This window comes from Sphingobium limneticum, from assembly GCF_008710155.1.
GTDB classification, from domain to species: Bacteria; Pseudomonadota; Alphaproteobacteria; order Sphingomonadales; family Sphingomonadaceae; genus Sphingobium; species Sphingobium limneticum.
This window is the reverse complement of the sequence record NZ_VYPZ01000002.1, coordinates 236,748-258,043: the sequence shown is the minus strand read 5'-3', so window position 1 is coordinate 258,043 and position 21,296 is coordinate 236,748. Positions and strand designations below refer to the sequence as shown.

The 21,296-nt window shown below is 64.8% G+C and carries 20 protein-coding genes; 17 read left to right on the top strand and 3 right to left on the bottom strand.

The genetic code is table 11. From position 1 onward, the window contains the following. The first annotated feature begins 5 nt into the window (after window positions 1-5). Both flhA and F4U94_RS03715 read left to right on the top strand, forming a co-directional pair. The gene (flhA, locus tag F4U94_RS03720) at window positions 6-2,126 is read left to right on the top strand and encodes a flagellar biosynthesis protein FlhA (RefSeq protein WP_120251851.1); all 2,121 of its coding nucleotides are present in this window, start codon (window positions 6-8) and stop codon (window positions 2,124-2,126) included. Between the two features lie 15 nt (window positions 2,127-2,141). Further along, window positions 2,142-2,873: a sigma-70 family RNA polymerase sigma factor gene (locus F4U94_RS03715; RefSeq protein ID WP_120251852.1), complete on the top strand. Its 732-nt coding sequence runs from the start codon at window positions 2,142-2,144 to the stop codon at window positions 2,871-2,873. A gap of 84 nt (window positions 2,874-2,957) precedes the next feature. Here F4U94_RS03715 and mdoH read toward each other — a convergent pair whose 3' ends face one another. From mdoH to F4U94_RS03700, 3 genes are all read right to left on the bottom strand, one after another. After that, entirely contained in the window at window positions 2,958-4,847 is a 1,890-nt protein-coding gene (gene mdoH, locus F4U94_RS03710) for a glucans biosynthesis glucosyltransferase MdoH (protein WP_120251853.1), read from the bottom strand. Window positions 4,848-4,909: 62 nt separating this feature from the next. Continuing rightward, window positions 4,910-6,397 carry an OpgD/OpgG family glucan biosynthesis protein gene (locus F4U94_RS03705; RefSeq protein ID WP_120252318.1) on the bottom strand — a complete coding sequence of 496 codons (1,488 nt, stop codon included), beginning with the start codon at window positions 6,395-6,397 and terminating at the stop codon, window positions 4,910-4,912. Between the two features lie 345 nt (window positions 6,398-6,742). After that, window positions 6,743-7,570, bottom strand: a complete 828-nt coding sequence (locus F4U94_RS03700) for a flagellin N-terminal helical domain-containing protein (RefSeq protein ID WP_120251854.1) — start codon at window positions 7,568-7,570, stop codon at window positions 6,743-6,745. A gap of 356 nt (window positions 7,571-7,926) precedes the next feature. Between F4U94_RS03700 and F4U94_RS03695 the strand changes: the two genes are divergently transcribed. The 15 genes from F4U94_RS03695 (at window position 7,927) to fliR (ending at window position 21,296) form a co-directional block, all read left to right on the top strand. Further along, window positions 7,927-9,198, top strand: coding sequence for a sigma-54 interaction domain-containing protein (locus tag F4U94_RS03695; RefSeq protein WP_120251855.1), 1,272 nt, complete (start codon window positions 7,927-7,929; stop codon window positions 9,196-9,198). 21 nt (window positions 9,199-9,219) lie between these two features. Then, window positions 9,220-9,576, top strand: coding sequence for a flagellar hook-basal body complex protein FliE (fliE, locus tag F4U94_RS03690; RefSeq protein WP_120252319.1), 357 nt, complete (start codon window positions 9,220-9,222; stop codon window positions 9,574-9,576). A 3-nt stretch (window positions 9,577-9,579) separates the two neighbouring features. Next, the gene (gene fliF / locus F4U94_RS03685) at window positions 9,580-11,337 is read left to right on the top strand and encodes a flagellar basal-body MS-ring/collar protein FliF (RefSeq protein ID WP_120251856.1); all 1,758 of its coding nucleotides are present in this window, start codon (window positions 9,580-9,582) and stop codon (window positions 11,335-11,337) included. Next, complete coding sequence (gene fliG, locus F4U94_RS03680; RefSeq protein ID WP_120251857.1) at window positions 11,330-12,346, top strand: flagellar motor switch protein FliG; 1,017 nt, start codon at window positions 11,330-11,332, stop codon at window positions 12,344-12,346. Before fliF ends, fliG begins: the two co-directional genes overlap by 8 nt. Then, on the top strand, window positions 12,339-12,977 hold the full coding sequence (locus F4U94_RS03675; RefSeq protein WP_232015795.1) for a FliH/SctL family protein: 639 nt from the start codon (window positions 12,339-12,341) through the stop codon (window positions 12,975-12,977). The genes fliG and F4U94_RS03675 overlap by 8 nt, the downstream gene beginning before the upstream one ends. Then, window positions 12,974-14,302 (top strand): FliI/YscN family ATPase, encoded by a 1,329-nt coding sequence (locus tag F4U94_RS03670; RefSeq protein WP_120251858.1) that lies wholly within the window; start codon window positions 12,974-12,976, stop codon window positions 14,300-14,302. The genes F4U94_RS03675 and F4U94_RS03670 overlap by 4 nt, the downstream gene beginning before the upstream one ends. Beyond that, a complete protein-coding gene (locus F4U94_RS03665; RefSeq protein WP_120251859.1) occupies window positions 14,299-14,724 on the top strand; it encodes a hypothetical protein in 426 nt (141 codons plus the stop codon). The genes F4U94_RS03670 and F4U94_RS03665 overlap by 4 nt, the downstream gene beginning before the upstream one ends. Window positions 14,725-14,732: 8 nt before the next feature. Further along, entirely contained in the window at window positions 14,733-16,856 is a 2,124-nt protein-coding gene (locus F4U94_RS24740; RefSeq protein ID WP_249042023.1) for a flagellar hook-length control protein FliK, read from the top strand. 28 nt (window positions 16,857-16,884) lie between these two features. After that, entirely contained in the window at window positions 16,885-17,559 is a 675-nt protein-coding gene (locus F4U94_RS03645) for a flagellar basal body-associated FliL family protein (RefSeq protein ID WP_120251862.1), read from the top strand. A gap of 148 nt (window positions 17,560-17,707) precedes the next feature. Continuing rightward, a complete protein-coding gene (locus F4U94_RS03640) occupies window positions 17,708-18,592 on the top strand; it encodes a flagellar motor switch protein FliM (RefSeq protein WP_120252322.1) in 885 nt (294 codons plus the stop codon). Next, window positions 18,589-18,924, top strand: a complete 336-nt coding sequence (gene fliN / locus F4U94_RS03635) for a flagellar motor switch protein FliN (protein WP_056691458.1) — start codon at window positions 18,589-18,591, stop codon at window positions 18,922-18,924. Before F4U94_RS03640 ends, fliN begins: the two co-directional genes overlap by 4 nt. A gap of 101 nt (window positions 18,925-19,025) precedes the next feature. Continuing rightward, window positions 19,026-19,289 carry a FliO/MopB family protein gene (locus F4U94_RS03630; RefSeq protein ID WP_120251863.1) on the top strand — a complete coding sequence of 88 codons (264 nt, stop codon included), beginning with the start codon at window positions 19,026-19,028 and terminating at the stop codon, window positions 19,287-19,289. A 73-nt stretch (window positions 19,290-19,362) separates the two neighbouring features. Beyond that, a complete protein-coding gene (gene fliP / locus F4U94_RS03625) occupies window positions 19,363-20,139 on the top strand; it encodes a flagellar type III secretion system pore protein FliP (protein ID WP_120252323.1) in 777 nt (258 codons plus the stop codon). A gap of 105 nt (window positions 20,140-20,244) precedes the next feature. After that, window positions 20,245-20,517 (top strand): flagellar biosynthesis protein FliQ, encoded by a 273-nt coding sequence (gene fliQ, locus F4U94_RS03620; protein WP_056691450.1) that lies wholly within the window; start codon window positions 20,245-20,247, stop codon window positions 20,515-20,517. After that, window positions 20,514-21,296 carry a flagellar biosynthetic protein FliR gene (gene fliR / locus F4U94_RS03615; RefSeq protein ID WP_120251864.1) on the top strand — a complete coding sequence of 261 codons (783 nt, stop codon included), beginning with the start codon at window positions 20,514-20,516 and terminating at the stop codon, window positions 21,294-21,296. Before fliQ ends, fliR begins: the two co-directional genes overlap by 4 nt.

The window sequence follows — 21,296 nt, the reverse complement described above, 5'->3', positions numbered from 1 at the left end:
CCGCAATGTCCCCTGCCCAAGTCAAAGCGAAGATCTGGATGAGCGCTGCCAAGGGAGCCGTGCTTCCCTTTGCCACGCTGATGGTCGTGCTGTTCATGATGGTGCCGGTTCCGGCGGTCATGCTGGACATCGGCTTCATCACCAACATCATGATCAGCCTTGCCGTGCTGATGGTGGCATTGAACGCCGCCAAGCCGCTCGATTTCTCCAGCTTCCCGACCGTGCTGCTGTTCGCCACGCTGCTGCGCCTTGCGCTCAACGTCGCGTCGACCCGCGTTGTGCTGGTGTCGGGCCATGAAGGATCGGACGCGGCAGGCCAGGTGATCGAGGCTTTCGGTCACTTCCTGATCGGTGGCGACTATGTCGTGGGCATCTTCGTCTTCGCCATCCTGATGATCATCAACCTGGTCGTCATCACCAAGGGTGCGGGCCGCGTGTCCGAAGTGTCGGCCCGCTTCACCTTGGACGCCTTGCCGGGCAAGCAGATGGCGATCGACGCCGATTTGAACGCCGGCCTGATGACGCCCGAAGAAGCCAAGATCCGCCGCGCCGAAGTCGCGACAGAGGCCGACTTCTACGGTTCGATGGACGGTGCCAGCAAGTTCGTGAAGGGTGACGCGGTTGCGGGCATCCTGATCCTGGTCATCAACATCGTCGGCGGCATCATCCTGGGCGTCGTCAGCCACAAGCTGGCGATCGGCGAAGCCGCGCAAACCTATATCATCCTGGCCATCGGCGACGCGCTGGTCGCACAGATCCCCGCGCTGCTGCTCTCGATCGCCGCCGCCTCCATCGTGACCCGCGTGAAGAGCGAGCAGGATCTGGGCAGCCAGGTCGCCGGCCAGTTCGGTTCGGGCAAGTCCTGGGTGCCGGTCGCCGCGATCCTGGGTTTCCTCGGCATCCTGCCCGGCATGCCGCACATCATCATCCTGACCGCTGCGGCGATCGCCGGCGGTATCGCCTGGCAGTTGCGCAAGGCGAGCCAGAAGAAGGCGGCCGAACCTGCGCCGACACCACCCGCGCCCAACCCGGCCGTCATCGAATGGGACGATGTGTCGGATGGCGCGATCCTCGGCCTCGAAATCGGTTATGGCCTCATCGGCCTGGTCGACGAACGCAAGGGCGCGCCGCTCATGGCTCGCATCACCGGCATCCGTCGCCAGCTGTCGAAGGAACTGGGCTTCGTCGTGCCGATGGTCCGTGTGAAGGACAATCTGGCGCTGGAGCCGAACCAATATCGCATCACCATCGCCGGCGTTGTCGTGGGTGAGGATGAAATCTGGCCCGATGACCTGCTGGCGCTCGACAGCGGCGCACTGGAGGGCACAGTGGCCGGTCGCGCGGCGAAAGATCCGACCTTCGGCCTCGACGCCGTGTGGATTCCGCAGGGCAAGCGCAGCGAAGCCGTGGTCGCGGGCTATACCGTGGTCGATCCGCCGACGGTCGTCGCCACCCACCTCAATCAGCTCATCGCGATGAATGCCGCCGAAATGTTCGGCCTCGACGAAGCGCGCAAGCTGCTCGACAATCTGAAGGACGCTGCGCCGCAACTGGTCGATGGCCTGACCCCCGGCACGCTTACCCTCACGCAGATCAGCGCGCTGTGCCGTGCGCTCCTGTCCGAAGGCATCGCGCTCAAGGATTTCCGCCGCATCTGCGAAGCCATGGTCGATGCCGCACGGCCCGACATGAGCCACGAACAACTGGTCGAAGCGGTGCGCCAGCGTATCGGCGCGCTCATCATCCAGGGTCTGGTCCCGGTGAAGATGCCGCTGCCGGTCATCACGCTGGACGGCGATCTGGAAGGGCTGCTGGCCCAGGCCATGCGCGTCGCGGGCGATGCCAAACATCCGATCGAACCGGCGCTGGCCAACCGCATCGTCGAAGCGGTGATCCATGCCGCCCGTCCGCTGATGGGTCAGGCGCGCGCCTTCGCCATCGTCACATCGCCGGTGGCGCGCCGCGCGCTTGCCCGCCTGTTCAAGCCGCATCTGCCCGAAACGCCGGTGCTGTCCTTCCTCGAAATTCCCGACGGCAAGGGTGTCGAGGTGGTCGCCGTCGTCGGCAACGAACCGCGTCCCACGCCCCGCCACGACCCCGCGCCTCAGCGTGAACGGGTCGCCTGAAAGGAGGGTTGAGCCATGTATATGAACAAGATTTCGGCTGGCGCTCATACATATGCCAAGCCCGGTGAAAACAGCCCGGAGCGGCTCGCCCGCCAATATATGCCGCTGGTGCGCAAGATCGCCTGGCATGTCCATGGCCGCGTCTCGACCGCGATCGAGGTGGAGGATCTGCTTCAGATCGGCATGGTCGCGCTGGTGGAGGCCGCCAACAGTTTCGAGGATCGCGGCCTTGGCTTTGCCGCCTATGCCCAGTTGCGCGTACGCGGCGCGATGATCGACCATCTGCGGCGGCAGGCAACAATTTGCCGGTCGGCAATGGCCAAGCGGAAAGAACTTGCCAAGGTACGCAACCGGCTGGAGCAGAAGCTTGGCCGCCTGCCGACCGAAGCGGAAATGTCCACCGACATGGGGCTGGAACCGGCCGCCTATCGCGAGATCGCCGACAGCGTCGAGATGGTCCAGCACACCAGCATGGACGAAGTCTATTCGGACCAGTCCATGTGGTTCGCCGATGTGGAGGACCGTGCCGACGACATCATGGAGCGAGAGTCGCTCAAAAAGGCGCTGGCCGGCTGCATCGGCGAATTGCCCCAGCGTGAGGCGATGGTCCTGCAACTCTATTTCGTCGAGGAAATGAACCTGGAGGAAATCGGTCATACGCTGGACATCGGCGCCGCGCGCGTCTGCCAGATCAAGAAGGCCGCGCTCGACAAGCTGCGTGAGAAACTGCGCGACTGGGACGACTGATCCAACATCTTTCTGTTCCCCGGCGAAGGCCGGGGCCCAGTCCAACCCTATCGATCGAACCGTCCTACGCCGCGAAACGCGATTTTATTCGTCGTTCGCCGGCAGCGGCCCGACCGGCCGGCCATCGGTGGTCGGCCAGCGAAAGCGGAGCGGGCGATAGCTTTGCGTCCGCCACCATGGATCGGCGACTTCGAACAGGCCGCTTTCTTCCGCCCGTCGGCCCAGATCCTTGCGCGCCGTCACCGCCGCCAGCACCGGCGCAGCGAACAGGCCGGCGACCACCGGCGACATCCAGCCCAGGCTGCCGGCCTTCACCGCCATCGCGGTCAGTACCGCGCCCAGCAACAAATGCCATTTGAACAGCCAGATCGCGCTGGTGATGGCCATGCCGTCGCGGTCGCGGGTCTGCCCGTTCCAGCTCGCCTTCTTGCCCATCAATATGCCGAACAGGTTGATCGTCTGGGTCAGCATCGCCACCGGCGCCATCAGGATCGACAGGATGATGTCGACGATCACGCCGCGCGTCATCCGCGCTGCGCCGCCAAAACCGATGCGCCGGGCCGGATCGGCCATGGCCCACAATATCGCCAATATCTTTGGCCCGAATAGCAGCACCACGGTCAGTGCCAGCAACCCGCCCGAAGGCAGCACGGCCGTCGGCGGCCACAGCCCGCTGATCGCGCCACCCAGCACGACCAGCATCAGCAACAGCCATAATGGCGACGTGCAATAGGCCGATGCGCCGACCAGCAGCTGGAATCGGCTGACCGGGTGCAACCCCTTGATCTTCACCAGCAACGGCACATGCTGGATATTGCCCTGGCACCAGCGCCGGTCGCGGGTGAACAGGTCGGGCATGGACGGCGGGAATTCTTCGAAACTGTCGTCGGCCGTGACCATATGCACGTCCCAGCCGCGCCGACGCAGCAGTGCGGCCTCCAGCATATCGTGGCTCAAAATATGCCCGCCAAACGGCGCGCGGCCCGGCAATTCCGGCAGGCCGCAACTCTCGGCAAAGGCGCTCACGCGCACGATGGCATTATGGCCCCAGAACATGCCTTCGGAACCGGCCCACCAGATCATGCCGGCGGCCGATGTCGGGCCGAACAGGCGGCTGGCAAATTGCTGCCAGCGCGCGAACAAAGTGGCCGCGCCCATCACCGTAGGAACTGTCTGGATCAGGCCGACATGCGGATGCCGCTCCATGTCAGCGGCCAGGCGCGCCATCGTCTGGCCGCTGACCACGCTGTCCGCGTCCAGCACGACCATATAATCATAGCCGCCGCCGAAGCGTTGCACCCACTCGGCGATATTGCCGGGCTTGCGGCCGATATTCAGCGCCCGGCGACGATAATGAACCGGTCGGGAGAAGGAGTCGCGCATTTCCTGATAGGCGCGCCGTTCCACTTCGCCGCTTTCCACGTTGGAATCGGACAGGATGAAAAATTCGAACCGCTCGCCGCCCATCACCTGCGCCAAGGACCGTTCCATGATCGACAGCCGGCCCAGCACGCCCAGAAAATCCTCGTTGCACACCGGCAGCAGGATGGCGGTCTTGCCCTTGAGCGGGGTTGCGGGATTGAGCGGGCGCGGCGTGACGCTGCGCCCTTTGCCCACGGTCAGCAACAGGAAGCCGATCATCGCCGTCGCAAAGCCGAAGGCGATCCAGGCGAAGAGGGGGATGAACAGGGCAAGATAGAGGCCCTCCATCCAATCGATGCCGTCCAGACCGATCGACTGGCGCATCTCATGTCCGGCCATCGCGGCGGGGAGCAATGCCAGCAGTACGACCAGCAATCGCCGCGCCCAGATGTCGATATTGAGCGGCCGGCGCATGGTCATCGCCGGCTTCGTGCCGAAATCCTGCTCGGGCATCGCCAGCGGAGTTTCCGCCGGCACATGTTCAAAGGCGCGCGCCAACGGCTCGCCTTCCGCATCGCCGTGCGGCGCTTGAACGCCTCCGTTCCCCGTCATTCAAAAGACCCGTCCCGTTTGACCCAAGGTGATGGAACCGCTGGGCAGGCCGACGGTTCCCTTTACGCACCCATCGGATAATGGACATATTCGCTGAGCGCGCGATCGCCCGATCGCAATTGCAGCCGGACATCGACCGCTTTACCCTGTGGACGCACGACATCAAGCACCGTGCGGAACAGACGATCCTGCCCCAGCACCGGATAGCCCGCCTGCTTGGCGATCGTGCCGCCGCTCACATCGACCCAGATGTCGGGCTTGGGATCGGCAGCCACGCCGGCAAAATCGATCACCAGCTTTTCCGCGCCCTTCTGCTCGCTATGGCCGCGCCACACATTCTGGACGATGGCCAGGCCCGCCGACGCCGGCGCGCGCGCAGCCGACCAGTCTAGATGATAGCTGGCGTCGATCCGGCTGCCCGGCCGCGCCGCGCCGTCCGGCGTCCAATAGGCGCAGACATTGTCGGTATATTCGCTGTCGGTGGGGAAGGCGTAGAGCCGCACCTGCCCCTTGCCCCATGGCGTATTCGGCGTGGCCCAGAGCGAAGGGCGACGATCGTAGAAGACGCCGTCATCCTGATAATGGCTAAAATCGCGATCGCGCTGCAACAGGCCGAACCCCTTGGGGCTGACTTCGGTAAAGGCGCTGAAATGCGGGGCGGACGGGTTCACGATCGGGCGGACATGCGCCGTCCCGTCGGCACCGGCGATCGACAGCATGTCATTGTCATGCACGGCCGGGCGCCAATCGGTGCCCTGCGTCCGGTTCGCCTGATTATACCAGAACATGCTGGTCATCGGCATCAGCCCTAGTTCCTGGATCGGGCGACGGGGGAAGAGCGCGGCGGTGATATCCTGCTTCACCCCGTCCGGCCCCAGGCTGCTGACGAAACGATAGGCGCCGGTGATCGATGCGCCGTCCAGCAGCGCATAGATGGTCACGCTGCTATTGCCGGTGCGCTCCAGCCAGAAATGGGTGAAGGCGGGAAATTCCTCCTTGCCCGGCAGGCTGGTGTTGATCGCGATCCCGCGCGCGGACATGCCGAACTGCTTCTGCGGACTGGGCGCGCGGAAATAGCTGGCGCCCAGGAAGGACAGCCAGTCGCCGTCGCGCTTGGCGTTCATGATGCGGAAACCGGCAAAGCCCGCATCCGGCCCCAGCTTGGCGACGGCATTGTCGGCTGGCATGTCGAACACCGTCGGATCGTAGCGAAGGGGCGTAGCGCGCCCATTCTCGACGGTCGAGATCTGCACCGGCTGGGTCGAATATTGCGACAAGGGAAAGAAGCGTATGCCGGTATCGCCCGGCAGGTCGTTCCACAAGGTGCGCTCGTCGCGGAACCGCGCTTCATGCTGCGCTATATAATCGACCTTCGCCGCACCGGGATGACGCGGCACTTCTTTATAGGGCGTGCGCGACAGGCGCTGTGCCGACGCGATCAGCTTGTCCCAGGAGAAAGCGGCACCTCTGGTCTGCGCCAATAGCGTGTCGGGCAAAAGCAGGGCGGCGGCGGAGGCGGCGATCATCGCGCGCCGGTCGATCTGTGTCATGGCGTTCATCATGGACCCGGAAAACGACCGAGCCAAGACTTGTATCCGGGGTTCGTCTGGAAATGCGCGTGACCGCGCCTTTCGAAGGCGGCACCGGCCCTCTCCCCCACCCGGCCACCCATATGATACTGCCGTTGGGTGGCCGGGTGGGGGAGAGGGCCGGTGCGGTTCTGCGCCGACAGGCGCTATAATGAAGAAGCCTCCGCCCGGGGGGACGGAGGCTTCTAAAAGCTGGTCGTTCGATCGAAGGTGTGACCCCGGCACGGTGGGGACTGTTGATGTGCCGGGGGCACCATGGTCGGCTGGCGGTGACCAATACCTCAGCCGACCAATTTTGTGTCGGGTTTAGCCGATCAGCTTCAGCACGCCCTGCTGGCTCTGGTTGGCCTGGGCCAGCATCGCGGTGGAGGCCTGGCTCAGGATCTGCTGCTTGGCGAGCGCGGTCGTTTCGGCCGAGAAGTCGGCGTCTTCGATGCGGCTGCGGGCGTCCGTCAGGTTGGTGATGTTGTTCGTCAGGTTGCTGACCGCCGATTCCAGGCGGTTCTGGACGGCACCCAGGTCGGCGCGGGTCGTCGAGATGGTGTTCAGCGCGGTGTCGAACTTGGCAAGGTCGGCGTCGGTCGCGGTGGTCACGTCCACGGCGGCGGCGGTGGCGCCGGCGATGGCGGTGATGTCGGCGCTGGCGGACAGGTTGCTCGCCTTGATCGTCACCGAGTCGCCTGCATTGGCGCCGGCCTGGATCTTCGTGTCGGTGGTGCCGACGAACAGTGCCGTACCGTTGAACTTGGTGTTGGCCAGCGTGTCGGTGATCTGCGTGGACAGCTGATCCATTTCCGCCTTGATGTTGGTCTTGGCGTCGGTGTCGTTGGTGCCGTTGATCGCCTGGACGGTCAATTCACGCATACGCTGAACCATGTTGGCGACTTCGCCGAGCGCGCCTTCCGCCGTCTGGGCGAGGCTGATGCCGTCATTGGCGTTGCGGACGCCCTGGGTCATGCCGCGGATCTGGGCGGTCATGCTGGATGCGATGGCCAGGCCAGCGGCGTCGTCCTTGGCGCTGTTGATGCGCTTGCCGGTCGACAGGCGTTCCATTGCGGTGCCCAGAGCCTTGGTGGCGGCGGTCGAAGCGTTGGCGGAGCGCAGCGCTGCGGTGTTGGTTGCGATAACAGTCATGGTGTTCCCTTTCCAATTCAATATCAGGTCGCTGCCATCAGTCAGAGCGCTTGCGGCCTCGAAAGGGGATAACGGCGGGGTGCGGGAAGCTTTTAGTCGCGACGTCGATTTTTTTCGAAACAGGTGCGAATCATGGGGTTCGCAAAGGCCCTTACGCGGGCGCACCGTGCGTGCGACGCGCGCGGATTAGACTAAGGTGGAAAAAATTGCCGCTTTTGCCGGAAAAAACCTGCCGCACTGCGGCAAGCTGCCGTGTCGCGTTAACTATCTGATAACCACAGAACGGGTATTTATTAACCATCGAAGGGGGTTGGGGCGTGCGGGGGCACAAACCGCCCAAAACATGGGGTCTGTTCATGTCTATGCTTGACGTGAGCCGTGGGGTCTGCGCGCTTCTTCCGGGCTTGCAGCACTGGCTTGAGAATGCCTACTACACCGTTCGTATCGTCGACGCCGCCAGCCCCCGTGAACGGGACGACCGGCGCATATTGCTGGCCACCGAAATCGGTCATGCCACGCATCGCGACATACTCATCAATGTCATCGATGGCGCGCCGTCGCTGATCGCTGCCGCCAACGGCCTGCCGGCCCGCGTCGCATTCGGCATCGCGGACATGGGTTTTGCCTTTGCCCTGATCGCTGAACTCGTTCGCCCGGCATCGGTTCCCGCGGTCGGCGACAGCGGCAGCGCGCGTCTGATGACGCTGGCCGGCCGCGTCGCTCGCAGCGATGCGACCGTCCTCATTCAGGGCGACACCGGCACCGGCAAGGAAGGCATGGCGCGCTTCCTCCACGCCCAATCGGGTCGCACCGCTCACGACTTTATCGCCGTCAACTGCGCCGCGCTGCCCGAAACCATGATGGAAGCGATGCTGTTCGGTCATAAGAAGGGCAGCTTCACCGGCGCGTCCAACGCCTCGGAAGGTCTGTTCCTGGCCGCCGACGGCGGTACGCTCTTCCTCGACGAAATCGCCGAACTGCCGCTCTCGCTCCAGTCCAAGCTGCTGCGCGCCCTGCAGGAAGGCGAAGTCCTCCCCGTCGGCGCGACCCATCCGGTGCCGGTCAATGTCCGCATCATCGCGGCCTGCAACCGCGATCTGGCAGGTGAAGTCGCTGCCGGCCGCTTCCGCGAAGACCTCTACTGGCGCCTCAACGTCATGCCGCTGGAACTGCGCCCGCTGGCCGAACGTCCCGGCGACGTCGCCGCGATCGCCGCCGCCATGCTGCTGCGTCATCAGGATATGGGCAAGGCGCCGTTCGTATGGCCGACCGCCGCCGCCATGGACAAGCTCAGCGCCCACAACTGGCGCGGCAACGCCCGCGAACTGGGCAATGTGCTTCAGCGCGCGCTGGTGTTGCGCGACGGCATGATGATCGAGGCGGACGACCTGCACCTGACCGGCGCGCCACAGCCGCTGCGCGTCGTCGCGCCGATCATCGCGCCGGCGTCCATCCCGGTCGAGCCGGTCCGCCTGCGCGACGTCGCCCATCACAGCAAACTCGAAGCCATCCGGATCGCCCTGCGCGAAACCGATGGTCATCGCGCCGCCGCCGCCCGCAAGCTGGGCATTTCCGAACGCACGCTTCGCTATCGGCTCGCCGAAATGCGTGAGCTGGCCGCAGCATAAAGGGAGGGTTGAACCATGGCTATCAACGGCGTTTCCCCGACCGACAGCGTGATGGCGATCCGCAACGCCATCCTGCAGAAAAATGCGGCCCTGCGCGACGTCGCCTCGACCGGCACGGTCGGCGCGCCCGGCGTCGGCGGACCGCAGGGCACCGCGCCCGGCGGCTTTACCGATGCGCTCAACAGCGCGCTGCAACAGGTCAACGGCCTGCAAAATCAGGCGGGTGAGGCAGCGGCCTCGTTCGAGCGTGGCGAAACCACCGACATCGCCGCCGTCATGCTGGCCAAACAGCAGGCGTCGGTCAGCTTCGAAGCGACCCTTCAGGTCCGCAACAAACTCCTGTCCGCCTATAAGGACATTATGAGCATGCCGGTTTAAACCATGAGCGAGAACGCACTCAGCACCAATGTCGGCGCATCCGCGCCTGCTCTCCCCTCCAGCGCCGCCTTCGGGAACGGAGCCAAGGGCATGGACGCGCTCAAGGCGCGCTTCACCGGCTTCATCAAGCAACCCGCCGTGGCAAAGAGCCTGCCGCTGCTCGGCCTGATCGGCACCGTCGCGGTGGCCGGCGCGGCCTGGCTCGCGCTGCGCGAACCGCCGCAGCGCGATCTGTTCCGCGCCCTGCCCGATACCGACAAGTCGGCCGTCGCGCAGGTGCTGGACCAGAATGGCATCAAGTATGACTTCGACAATAGCGGCGGCATGACCGTGGGCGAAGGCGACTATTTCAAGGCGAAGATGATGCTCGCCGCCCAGGGCCTGCCCAAGAGCGCGCCCGACGGTAACAGCATGATCGACAGCCTGCCAATGGGCGCTTCGCGCGCCGTGGAAGGCGAAAAGCTGCGCTCGGCCCGTGAAATGGACCTGGCCCGCACGATCGAGGCGATCGACAGCGTCGAAACCGCCAAGGTGCATCTGGCCGTCGAACCGCCCAGCGTCTTCCTGCGCGAACGGTCCAAGCCCTCGGCCTCGGTCATGCTGCGTCTCGCCAACGGTCGCACGCTCACCGATCAGCAGGTCAGCGCGATCGTCCATCTCGTCGCTTCGTCGATCCCGGAACTCAATCCGGACGATATCTCGGTGGTCGACCAGAATGGCCGGCTCTTGAGCGACAATGACAGCAACGCCGGCGACGATCGCCAACTGGCGGTGCAGGGCAAGATCGAGGATCGCTATCGCCAGTCGGTGATCGCGCTGCTGACCCCAATCCTGGGTCAGGGCAATTTCTCGACCGAAGTTCATGCCGAACTGAACTTCGCGGAGCGTCAGGCCACCCGCGAAACCTATCCGCAGGACGAAGCGCGCCTGCGCAACGAAACCGGCACCTGGGCTTCCGACCCGCGCGGTCAGGGTACGGGCGAAGCATCGGGCATCCCCGGCGCGCTCAGCAACCAGGCGCCGGTCAACCCCACCGTCACCCAGACCAATCCCAATGGTCAGGCCGTGTCGCAGGGGCAGACGGCGCAGGGCGCACAGGCTGGCCAGCCCGGCACGCCGCCCAACCCGCTGATGAAGACCGAGGAAACCTTCAACCGCAGCTTCGAGCTGGGCCGTGAAGTGTCCGTCACCCGCGATGCCATCGGCACCGTCAAGCGTCTGTCGGTCGCTGTCGCGCTCGACACCGCGCCCGACGGAAAGGCGCGCACGCCGCAGGAAATCGCCGCACTGGAAGCATTGGTGAAGGGCGCGGTCGGCTTCGACCAGACCCGTGGCGACGTGGTGGCCTTGTCTTCGCGCAGCTTCCTCAAGACGCAAGACGCGGTCGCCCCCTGGTATGAAGCCGATTGGGTGTCGCCGCTGGTGCGCAACGTGTCGGCTCTGCTGGTCGCGCTGCTGGTCATCTTCGGCATCGGCCGCCCGCTGCTCAAGCGTCGCGCCGCGCCGCAGGACGCTCTGGCCGCGCCGGCCCCCGAGGAAGGTCAGCGCATCGGCCGCGAGATTTCGACCGAAATCACCAAGCAGGCCGCCGTCATCACGCCGGAAGGCGGGGAGCCCAAGGTCACGCTCGACATGATTTCCTCCACCTATGACTATGCCCAGCGCGCCGACCTGATCCGCAACTTCGTGAAGCAGGATCCCGATCGTGCCGCCCTGGTCGTCCGCGACCTGCTGAAGGAGGCTAAGAAGGAAAATGCCTGAGATCGTCCCCGGTCGCCCCGAGGCGCTGAAAGGCAGCGCCGCCGCCGCCGTCCTCCTGATGCTGTTCGATGAGGATGAAGCCGCCCAGATCCTGTCCCGCCTGGAACCCGAAGAAGTACGCCAGCTCGGCTATGCCATGTATGACGTGCAGGATGTCGATCCGGAGGAAGTGAACGAAGCGCTCGACCATTTCGTCACCAAGGCCAAGAAGCGCACCACCATCGGCTATGGCGCCACCCGCCATATCCGCGGCGCGATGACCAAGGCTCTGGGCGAGGAGCGCGCGGAAACCATCCTGGCCCGCATCACCCCGCCGACCCGCTCCACCCAGCTGGAAATGCTGAAGTGGATGGACGCCAAGGAAATCGGCACCCTGATCGAGGCGGAACATCCGCAGATCATGGCGATCGTGCTGGCCCATCTGGAGGCGCCCGTCGCCGCCGACGTGCTGCAATTGCTGCCGGTCGAATATCAGGAAGAGATCGTCTACCGCATCGCCACGCTCGGACCGGTGTCGAACGAGGCGCTGGAGGATCTGGAGCAGTTGCTGCTGCGCGGTCCGGTCAACAAGCAGGGCGCGGCGTCGCAGCGCGGCGGCACGGTCGAAGCGGCCGCGATCATGAACAATGTCCGCAAGGACAATGAACAGCGGATCATGAAGGCCGTCGCCAAGCGCGACAAGATGATCGCCCAGACGATCGAGGAGGAAATGTTCGTCTTCGACAACCTCATCGACATGGACGACAAGAATCTGGGCACGCTGATGCGTACCGTCGACAGCCAGGTGCTGGTCGTGGCGCTCAAGGGTGCGAACGACATGCTCAAGGCCAAGATCTTCAGCTGCATGTCCGCCCGCGCGGCGCAGGCGATCGCCGACGAGATCGAGGAACGCGGTCCGATCCGCCTCGCCGAAGTGATCGACGCGCAGAAACTCATCATCGCCACCGCGCGCCGCATGGCCGACGCTGGCACCATCATGCTCGGCGGGAAGGGCAACGATTTTGTCTAAGATTTGGGGGGCTCAGGCCGTTCAGGACGCTGCGCCCGTCGCGGTCGCGGGCTTCCGCCCCGCAGGCGGCGGCTTCCGCACGCTCTATGCCTCGCCCGAAACCCCGATTGCCGCGACGATGCGCAACGGCGTGTTCGAACCCGAACCGGAAATCGACCTGTTGGAAGAAGCCCGGATGGAGGCCTTTACCCAAGGCTTCGATGAAGGCTGCCGCGTCACCGCCGAAGCCCATGGCGAGGAAGCCGATGCCCGTGCTCGCCTGACCGAAGCGCTGGAGATGCTCGCCCCCGCGCCCAGCGGCATGCTCTCCACCATGTTGTCCGCTACCGTCGTCCGTCTGGTCGAACAGATTGTGGGGGAGGTGGAGATCGACATCGAACGCCTCGTCCAGCGCTGCGACACCGTCGCCGCCTTTATCGAGGATAATGAAGGCAAGAACGCGCTTCACCTTCATCCCGAAGACATCAACCTGTTGGAAGGCGAAGCGATCGGCGTCAAGCTGGTGGGCGACAGGAACATGCACCGTGGGTGCGTACGCCTCGAAACCAGCGAAGGCTGGGTCGAGGATGGCCCGGACGTCCGCCTGTCGCGCCTGCGCGCGCTGATGGACGATATGGAGGGCAAGGCGTGATCCGTGCCCAGATCGCCCAGGCCGAAACCCTGTTCGACCATTTGCAGGTCCAGAACCGTGCGCCCCGTCATGTCGGCCGTCTGGTCAGCCATGATGCGGGCATGCTGGAAGTCACCGGTTTCCGCCGCCCGATCGGATCGGGCGCGCGCGTACTGGCCAGCGACGGTTCGGTCTGTCGCGCCGAAGTCGTCGGCTTTCGCGGCGACCGCGCGCTGCTGGTGCCGCTCGATGCCGACGCGCCGCTGGAAAACGGTATCCGCGTCGAACCGGACAGTCAGGCGAATATGGTGCAGGTGGGCGATGGCCTGATCGGTCGCGTCATCGACGCCATGGGCCAGCCGCTCGACCGCAAGGGGCCGATCATCGCGGGCGGCACATGGCCATTGAACGGCGTGAAGGGCAATGTCCTCGATCGCGGTCGCGTGACCGAAGCCTTCGATCTTGGCGTGCGCGCCGTCAACGCGTTGCTCACCGCCGGGCGCGGCCAGCGTATCGCGATCATCGCCGGCTCGGGCGTCGGTAAATCCGTCCTGATGGGCCAGATGATCGCCGGCGCCGAAGCCGATGTCGTCGTCGTCGGCCTGATCGGCGAGCGCGGTCGCGAAGTCAGCGACTTCCTCGAAACCAAGCTCAAGCACACGATGGGCAAGAGCGTCGTCGTCGCCGTACCGGCTGACCATCCTCCGGTGCTGCGCCTGCGCGCCGCCGCGCGCGCCACCGCCATCGCCGAATATTTCCGTGCCCGCGGCAAGAAGGTGCTGCTGCTGATCGACAGCCTCACGCGCTGCGCCCATGCCCAGCGCGAAATCGGCCTGGCACTGGGCGAACCGCCCGCGATGAAGGGCTATCCGCCCTCGGCCCTCGCCCTCATCCCCCGTCTGGTGGAGCGCGCCGGTGTGGACGCCCGCACCGGCGGCTCGATCACCGCGCTCTACACCGTGCTGGCCGATGGCGACGATACCGACGATCCGATCGTCGACGCCGCTCGTGCTATCGTCGACGGACATTTCGTCCTGTCGCGCCAATTGTCGGAACAGGCGATCTTCCCCGCGATCGACATCGGCAAATCGCTGTCCCGCGTCATGGCGGACGTCGTGTCGGACGAGCATCGCATGGCGGCTGCCGTCTATCGCCGCCTCTGGGCCGCCTATGAGGAAAATCGCGACCTCATCCTGATGGGCGCCTATCGCCCCGGCAACGACCCCGTCATCGACGAAGCCGTCCGCCGCCGGCAGGAAATCCTCGACTTCATCCGTCAGGACCAGAAAAGCCGCATCGACCTCGACACCAGCGCCAACGCGTTGATCACCGGGTTCGGCGCGTGAAGGGGCTGGTCGGCCGCCGCCAACGCGTGCTGCGCGTCCGGCATGTCCAGCATGCCATGGCCGTGGCCGAAACCGCCCGCGCCCGCGATGAAGCCAGTGCTCTGGCCAATAATATCGATCGCCTGAACAAGGTCCGCAGCGAATTGTTCGAGACGGAAGGCATGGCCAGCGGTGCCTCCTTCGCCGCGATGCAGGAACTCGCCACCCGCCTCGAACAGGCCGGTCGTCAGCTCGATGGCGCACTTTATGATGCCAAGCGCAATGTCGAGGCGAAAGAAGGCATGACTCTTGCAGCGAACCGCGAGAAGGAAATCGCCACCCGCCTCAAGGACCGCGCCCGCGCGAACCTCGAGGAGTGGCGAGAGAATAAGCTCGCGGCCTTGCCGCGCTATCGCCGCATGCAGCGGACGGGGGACGTTTGACGATGACGATGCTGACCAGTCTCAAGGCCATGTTGTTTCCGACGCCCGCGCAAACGGGCGTAAAGGGAACGACGGTGTCGGCCGAGGGCGGTGCAGACTTCGCGCAACTGCTCGGCAGCGTCGGCGCAGCGCCGGCCGCCGCGCTGCAGCCGATCGTGCCGGAAGTTGCCGTCGCAAATGACGTCGAAGTTCCAGATATCGATGCCGAACATATTGATGAAGGTGCGTGGCATCCGGCCCTTGCCAATGCGGCTCCCGCTTCGATCCCTGTAGTTCCGGCGGCGCAGGCTGAACAACCGCATTCACCTGTCCAACTCGCTGTATCGTCTCCCGAGCCTGAAGCGGCAATCGCCGCCGCAGACCTGCCCGGCTCGGTCGCGATCGCAGTTGTAAACATATCGGCCGACAGCCCACCCGCCCGCGATGTCGAGGCATTTGCTGACCGCGTTCCGGCGACTGAAGCCGAAACGCCGGCCGCCATCATACCCGTCGCCGATCCCGAAACGCCCCCTGCTGCCGAAACGGCGACCGCCGTACGTCTGCCCGAGCAGACGGACGTGAAGCCTGCGGTGCTGGCGCCGGCGGCCCCCCCGGCCATCGCGACGGCACCGACTGCCCCCGCCGCTGTCGAGCAGGAACCCAAGCCCGTCTCGGTCAAGGCCCATTCTGCCCATTGGCATGATGCTGTGTCGGCGAACATGGTCGCCCCGCAGCTGCCGACCGAATCGGCCGATACGCCAGCGGCAACCGAAGAACCGTTCAGCGACGATGCGACCTCCGTCGCACAGAATGATGGTCAACGCTCGGCAGAGCCGTCCATCACGATCATGGCACCGTCTGTGCAGCAGACCCCGCCCATCGTTACTCAAGCCGAACAGGTTGAGGTCGAACAAGCTCCGCTAGAAGCCGTTGGCGTCCGTCCGGCCGCCGTTGCCGCATCGACAACGCGACCGGCCACATCTGTCCCGGTCGATGGCGCCGGCGTTCCGACCGTGAACGTTCGGGAAGCTGCGACGCCACCAGCCCCCGCTATCATGTCGACTGACACGTCGCCCCTGCCGTCGGGCAAGGCTACGGCCCCGGCTGATCTACCAGTCGTCACGATTGTTCCGGACGCCACGCGCTCTGCCGACCAGCCCGCGCCGGCAATGCCCATACAGCTTGCCAATCCGGCCCCCAGCCCGGCACCGACCCCGGATGCGGCCTCGGCACCGGCCGTTGCAGTCCCAGTCGCCCAAAGCATCCCGACCGCGCAGGCGCTGCCCGCCGAACAGGAAGCTGCCGAAGTCTTGGAGCAACCCTCCGACCTTGCTCAGCCAAGCGCCCACATCGCAGCCGCAAAGCCGCGCGCAGAAGCCGTGTCCCTGCTCCAGCTGGTCCGCGATCATATGACTCTGCACGCGCCACGTCGGACCGAAACCATCGCGCCCGCCCGCGACGCGTCCCCCGACGCTGCGCTGCCGATCGTGCCGGCGGCATTGAACGATAGCGCCCCACCACCAGCCGCGCTCGCCCAGCCGACCGCGCAAACCGTCACCAACATCGCGCCTGCCATCCCGACCGTCGATCTCTCCGCCAGCCTTGGCGCGCAAGTCGTCGACATGGGCGTGTCGGGCCAGTGGATCGACGGGCTGGCCCGTGACATCGCCTCTCTCTCTGCCAACGGCGCGCAGGGCCGTTTCCAGATCAACGCGACGGAATTAGGCCCGGTCGAGGTCAATATTCGCCAGGGCGATGATGGCGCCGCCATCAGCCTGACCGTCGCGACCGAGGCGGCCGAGCAGGCGTTGCGGCAGGATGGCGACCGGCTGAAACTGGACGCCAGCCTGTCGGCCGTGCGCATCAGCGAGGTGAAGATCGAACGGGCGCCCCATGTCGCGGAAGTCACCCGCGCCGAAGGTTCGACCAACCAGAATACAGCGCAACAGCAGTCCGGCGGCAGCCACCAGAATCAGGGTCAGGCGGCCGGCCAGAATATGGGCCAGTCCTCCACCCAGTCGCATATGCAGGGCCGCGGGCAACAGCGAGAAAATATCGCCTTCGGGCATAAAGCAGGGAATGACGGAGCCGTTCTTAACCATATGGACGCCGGCGATACCGCAGGCGGAGCCGTGCGCGCGCGTTACGCGTGACCAGCTTTAATCCCAGGGGACGAGACAGATGAGCGACGAGCCAAAGGCCAAGAAGAAAAAAGGCGGGAGCATGAAAATGATCCTGCTGCTGGTCGTGGGCGTCGTCGTGGGTGGGGCAGGCGCGGCGGGCGGCCTCTATGCCGCCGGCTTCTTCAGCCCCAAGGCCGAAGGGCCGAAGGAAGATCCCAACAAGCCCGTGCTGGTGCTGGCCGGTGAAGATGCGCAGGCGATCGCGACCGCCCATGGCTGGGCGGGCGAGGGCGGCGGCGGCGGCGGTGAAGGCGGCGGACATGCCGGTGGCGGTGGTGGCGAAAGCCATGCCGTCTCGACCGGTCACGCGCCGGGCAAGGGCATCGATTTGCCTTCGCCGACCAATCCGACCGCCTATCAGACCACCTATTTCCAGCTGCAGGCGCCCTTCACGTCCAACATGTCGGACACCGATGCCTTCGCCCAGATCAGCGTCGCTGTGTCGACCTATTATGACTATCGCGTCATCGCGGCGGTCAAGCAGCATGAGACGCCGATCCGCAGCCAGGTGCTGATGATGCTGGCGGAACAGCCGCAGGAAGTGCTCGACACGCCCAAGGGCAAGCAGATGCTCCAGGGCAAGATCAAGGGCATTATCAACGACATATTGAAGCAGAAGACCGGCTATGGCGGCATCGACAATGTCTATTTCACGAACTTCGTGATCCAGTAGAATCGGCTTTGGAAACGTCCTGCGGCTGCGATCGGCGCGAGCGCCGGTCGCAGGCCCATTAACCCCAATTTTACCATTTTCGTTATTAATGGGCCTCGCACCAAAGGATCGGGATGGCCCCTGATCCGCTATGGGGCAGGGGACCAAGATGGACGACGTACAAACCTACGCCTTCGGGCGCGGGGATTCTCAGGCGCCGATCATGCTGTCGGGGCTGGACCGGCTGAGCGAGAAGCTCGGCCGGCGCATGCGCACGCTTATCGAGCCGATCGCGGGCGTGCGCCCCCTTGTCGAGGCGCAGGGGACCCGCGTGCTCGATTTCGGTGCCTGGACGGCCGAAGTCCCTGCCTTTTGCAGCCTTTCCATCTATCGCCTGCTGCCCCTGAAGGGCCAGATGCTGCTGCGCATGGACGCGGCGATGATTTCCACGATGGTGGATTGTTTCTACGGCGGCATCGGCAATCGCCCGCTGCCCGCGCGTGGCGAATTCACGCCCACCGAAGACCGGCTGATCGCTCGCCTTTCCGATGCTATCGTCACCCGGCTTGTCGAAACCTGGGCCGATATCCTGCCGCTCGAGCAGGGGCTGATCCTGCGTGAGAGCGCGGTCGGCTATGCCGCTGCGGCGCAGCCCGCCGACCAGATGGTGTTGCAGCGTTTCAAGATATCCATCACGCGCGAACAGGAATGGCCGATCGACCTGGTCTTTCCGCTATTGGCCCTGCGCGGCGTCGAAGCGCTGATGGGCAGCAACCTGCCCGCCGACGAAGAACATGCCGATCCCGTCTGGCAGACGCGGATCGCGCGGCGGATGCGCGATATCCGCCTGCCCGCGCGTACCGTATTGGCGCGCCCCAATCTCTCGCTGGCCGAGCTGATGCAGCTCAAGGTCGGCGACGTCATCCCCGTGACCATCGGCCGATCGCTGCCGTTGATCGTCGGAAACCGCATCGTCGCGCATGGCACGATCGGCGAACAGGAAGGCCGCGCCGCCTTCCAGATTGAAAAGCTTGCACAGGAACCCGATCAATGAGCGACATGAGCGAAGCCCCCCGCATGGAGCGTGGCGAAGATCCGCTGAGCCGCATGACCAACAATCGCCAGTTCAAGCTGCTGGCCGATATCCCGGTCCGCATGTCGGTGGAGGTCGGCTCCACCTCGCTGCGCCTCGCCGAAGTCATGGATCTGGCCGAAGGTAGTATCGTCGAACTGGACCGCCAGGCCGACGATCTGCTCGACATCATGGTCAATGGCGCGCTGATCGCCAAGGGCGAAGTCGTCACGGTGAACGGCCGCTATGGCATTCGCATCGTGGATATCGCCGCGACCGAAAACCGCCTCGCCGGTATCGAACGGCGCGGCTGATGCGGATCATCTGATTTTGCGCCATCGAATTTAAGCTTGCCTTCCGCCGCGAAACTGCGGATCGCAGGTGTGGTTAACCATAGCTGCGGGCAGGCCATTTCATGTTCTGGTATTTCGTCAAACTGCTGATCCTGCTGCCGCTGGTGGGCGGCATGGCCTTTGCCGCGCTATGGCTGTGGCGCAAATATCAGCCCGGCATGATCACGGGGCAGGGCGACCGCTCGTTGAAGCTGCTCGAAGCGCTGCCCATGGGCGCCTTCGGCAAGCTCGCTGTGGTCGAGTTCGAGGGCAAGAAAATCCTGCTGTCCGTCACCCGCAGCCGGATCGAAAAGATCGCGGAAGGCGATCATGCCCGTCTGCGCTGACTCCAATAGCATCGTCATTCCCGCGAAGGCGGGAATCCACTTGCGGACTGGGCGCCCGCGCAAGGCCTATGGGATGCTCGCGGTCTTCGCGATCCTATTTTTGGCTGCCCTCGTCTTCACCGTGCCGGCCTTCGCACAGGCCGCGCCTGCCGCAGCGCCGCCAGCGGACAATGGTGGCGCGCTAAGCCGCGCCATGGGCCAGATTTCGGGCGACGGCCGCTCGCTCTCGCTCAGCCTCCAGATCCTGGTCCTGATGAGCCTGCTGACGGTCCTGCCGTCGCTCGTACTCATGATGACCAGCTTCACCCGCATCATCATCGTCCTCTCGCTCCTGCGTCAGGCGCTGGGCCTGCAACAGACGCCGCCCAATCAGGTGCTGGTCGGCCTTACCCTGTTCCTGTCCCTGTTCGTGATGCGCCCTGCGATCGACGCGATCAACGCGCAGGCGTTCGATCCTTATGGCAAGGGACAGATCAGCATCGAGGAAGCGGTCGGCCGGTCGGGCAAGGTATTGCACGGCTTCATGGCCAAGCAGACGCGCGAAAGCGACCTCAAGCTGTTCCAGAATCTCGCCAAGGCGCCGGCCTTCAACACGCCGGACGACATTCCCTTCACGATCCTGCTGCCCGCCTTCGTCACCAGCGAATTGAAGACGGCGTTCCAGATCGGCTTCATGATCTTCCTCCCCTTCCTCATCATCGACCTCGTCGTCGCGTCGACGCTGATGGCGCTCGGCATGATGATGCTGTCGCCCACGATCATATCCATGCCGTTCAAGCTGTTGCTGTTCGTGCTTGTCGATGGCTGGGCGCTGACCATGGGGTCGCTCGCGGGGTCGTTCGCGACATGATTCAACCTCTCTGCCCACATCCGTTCAGTTCGAGCATGTCGAGAACCATCCACCAGGCTTCGTTCTCGACAAGCTCGAACCGAACGGAGAAAAGTAACCGATAATATGGAAAACGCCGATTTCTTCATGGGATTGGCCCAACAGGCGCTGTGGATCACGGCGCTTGCCGCCGCGCCCGTGCTGATCCCAGCGCTGATCGCGGGCGTCATCATCGGCATGGTGCAGGCCGCGACGTCGATCAACGAACAGACGCTCAGCTTCATTCCCAAGATCATCGTCGTGGGCGGCATGCTGGCGCTGTTCGGCGGGTCGATCATGGTGTTGATCGCCGACTTCACCCGCGAAATTTTCGAGCGTATCCCGGACCTGCTGCAATGATCGCGCCCGGCTTCACGGGCGTGGAAACGCAGCTGTGGATCTGGCTCATCGCCATGATCCGTCCGGGTGCGGCCTTCATCGCCGCACCGGTCTTTGGCGCGCCCGCGGTCCCGCTGCAACTGCGCCTGATCCTCAGCCTCGCCCTTGGCCTGGCCGCACTCAACAGTGTTACCATCACGCTGCCGCACGATGGCGTCGCCAGTTTCGAAGGCGTGATGATGGTCGCGGGCGAAGTGCTGGCGGGCCTCGCGCTCGGCTTCGCCGTCCAGATCGGCTATGCCGCCGCCTTCGTCGCGGGCGAAACCATCGGCAATGCCATGGGCCTCAACTTCGCGGCGATGATCGATCCGTCTTCGGGTCAGTCGACCCAGGTGCTGGGCACCTTTCTCTCGGTCCTTGCCACCTTCCTGTTACTCGGCATGGACGGCCATCTGCTGCTCGCCAGCTTCGTGGTGCAAAGCTATCAGGCGCTTCCGCCCGGCGCCGGGCTATTGTCCAACGACACGGTCTGGCGGCTCGTGACGTTCGGCGGATCGCTGCTGGGCGCGGGCGTCACGGTGGCGCTGCCCGTCGGCTTCGCGTTGGTGCTGGTTCAGATCATCATGGGCATGCTGGCGCGCGCCGCGCCCTCGCTCAACCTGTTCGCGGTCGGCATGCCGGTGGCGATGATGGCCGGCATCATCCTGCTGGCCATCGCCGCGCCGATCATGGCGGAAGGCATCACCGTATCGCTCAAGGCTGGCCTGGAAGAGGCCCAGTCGATCGCGGAAGGACGCTAG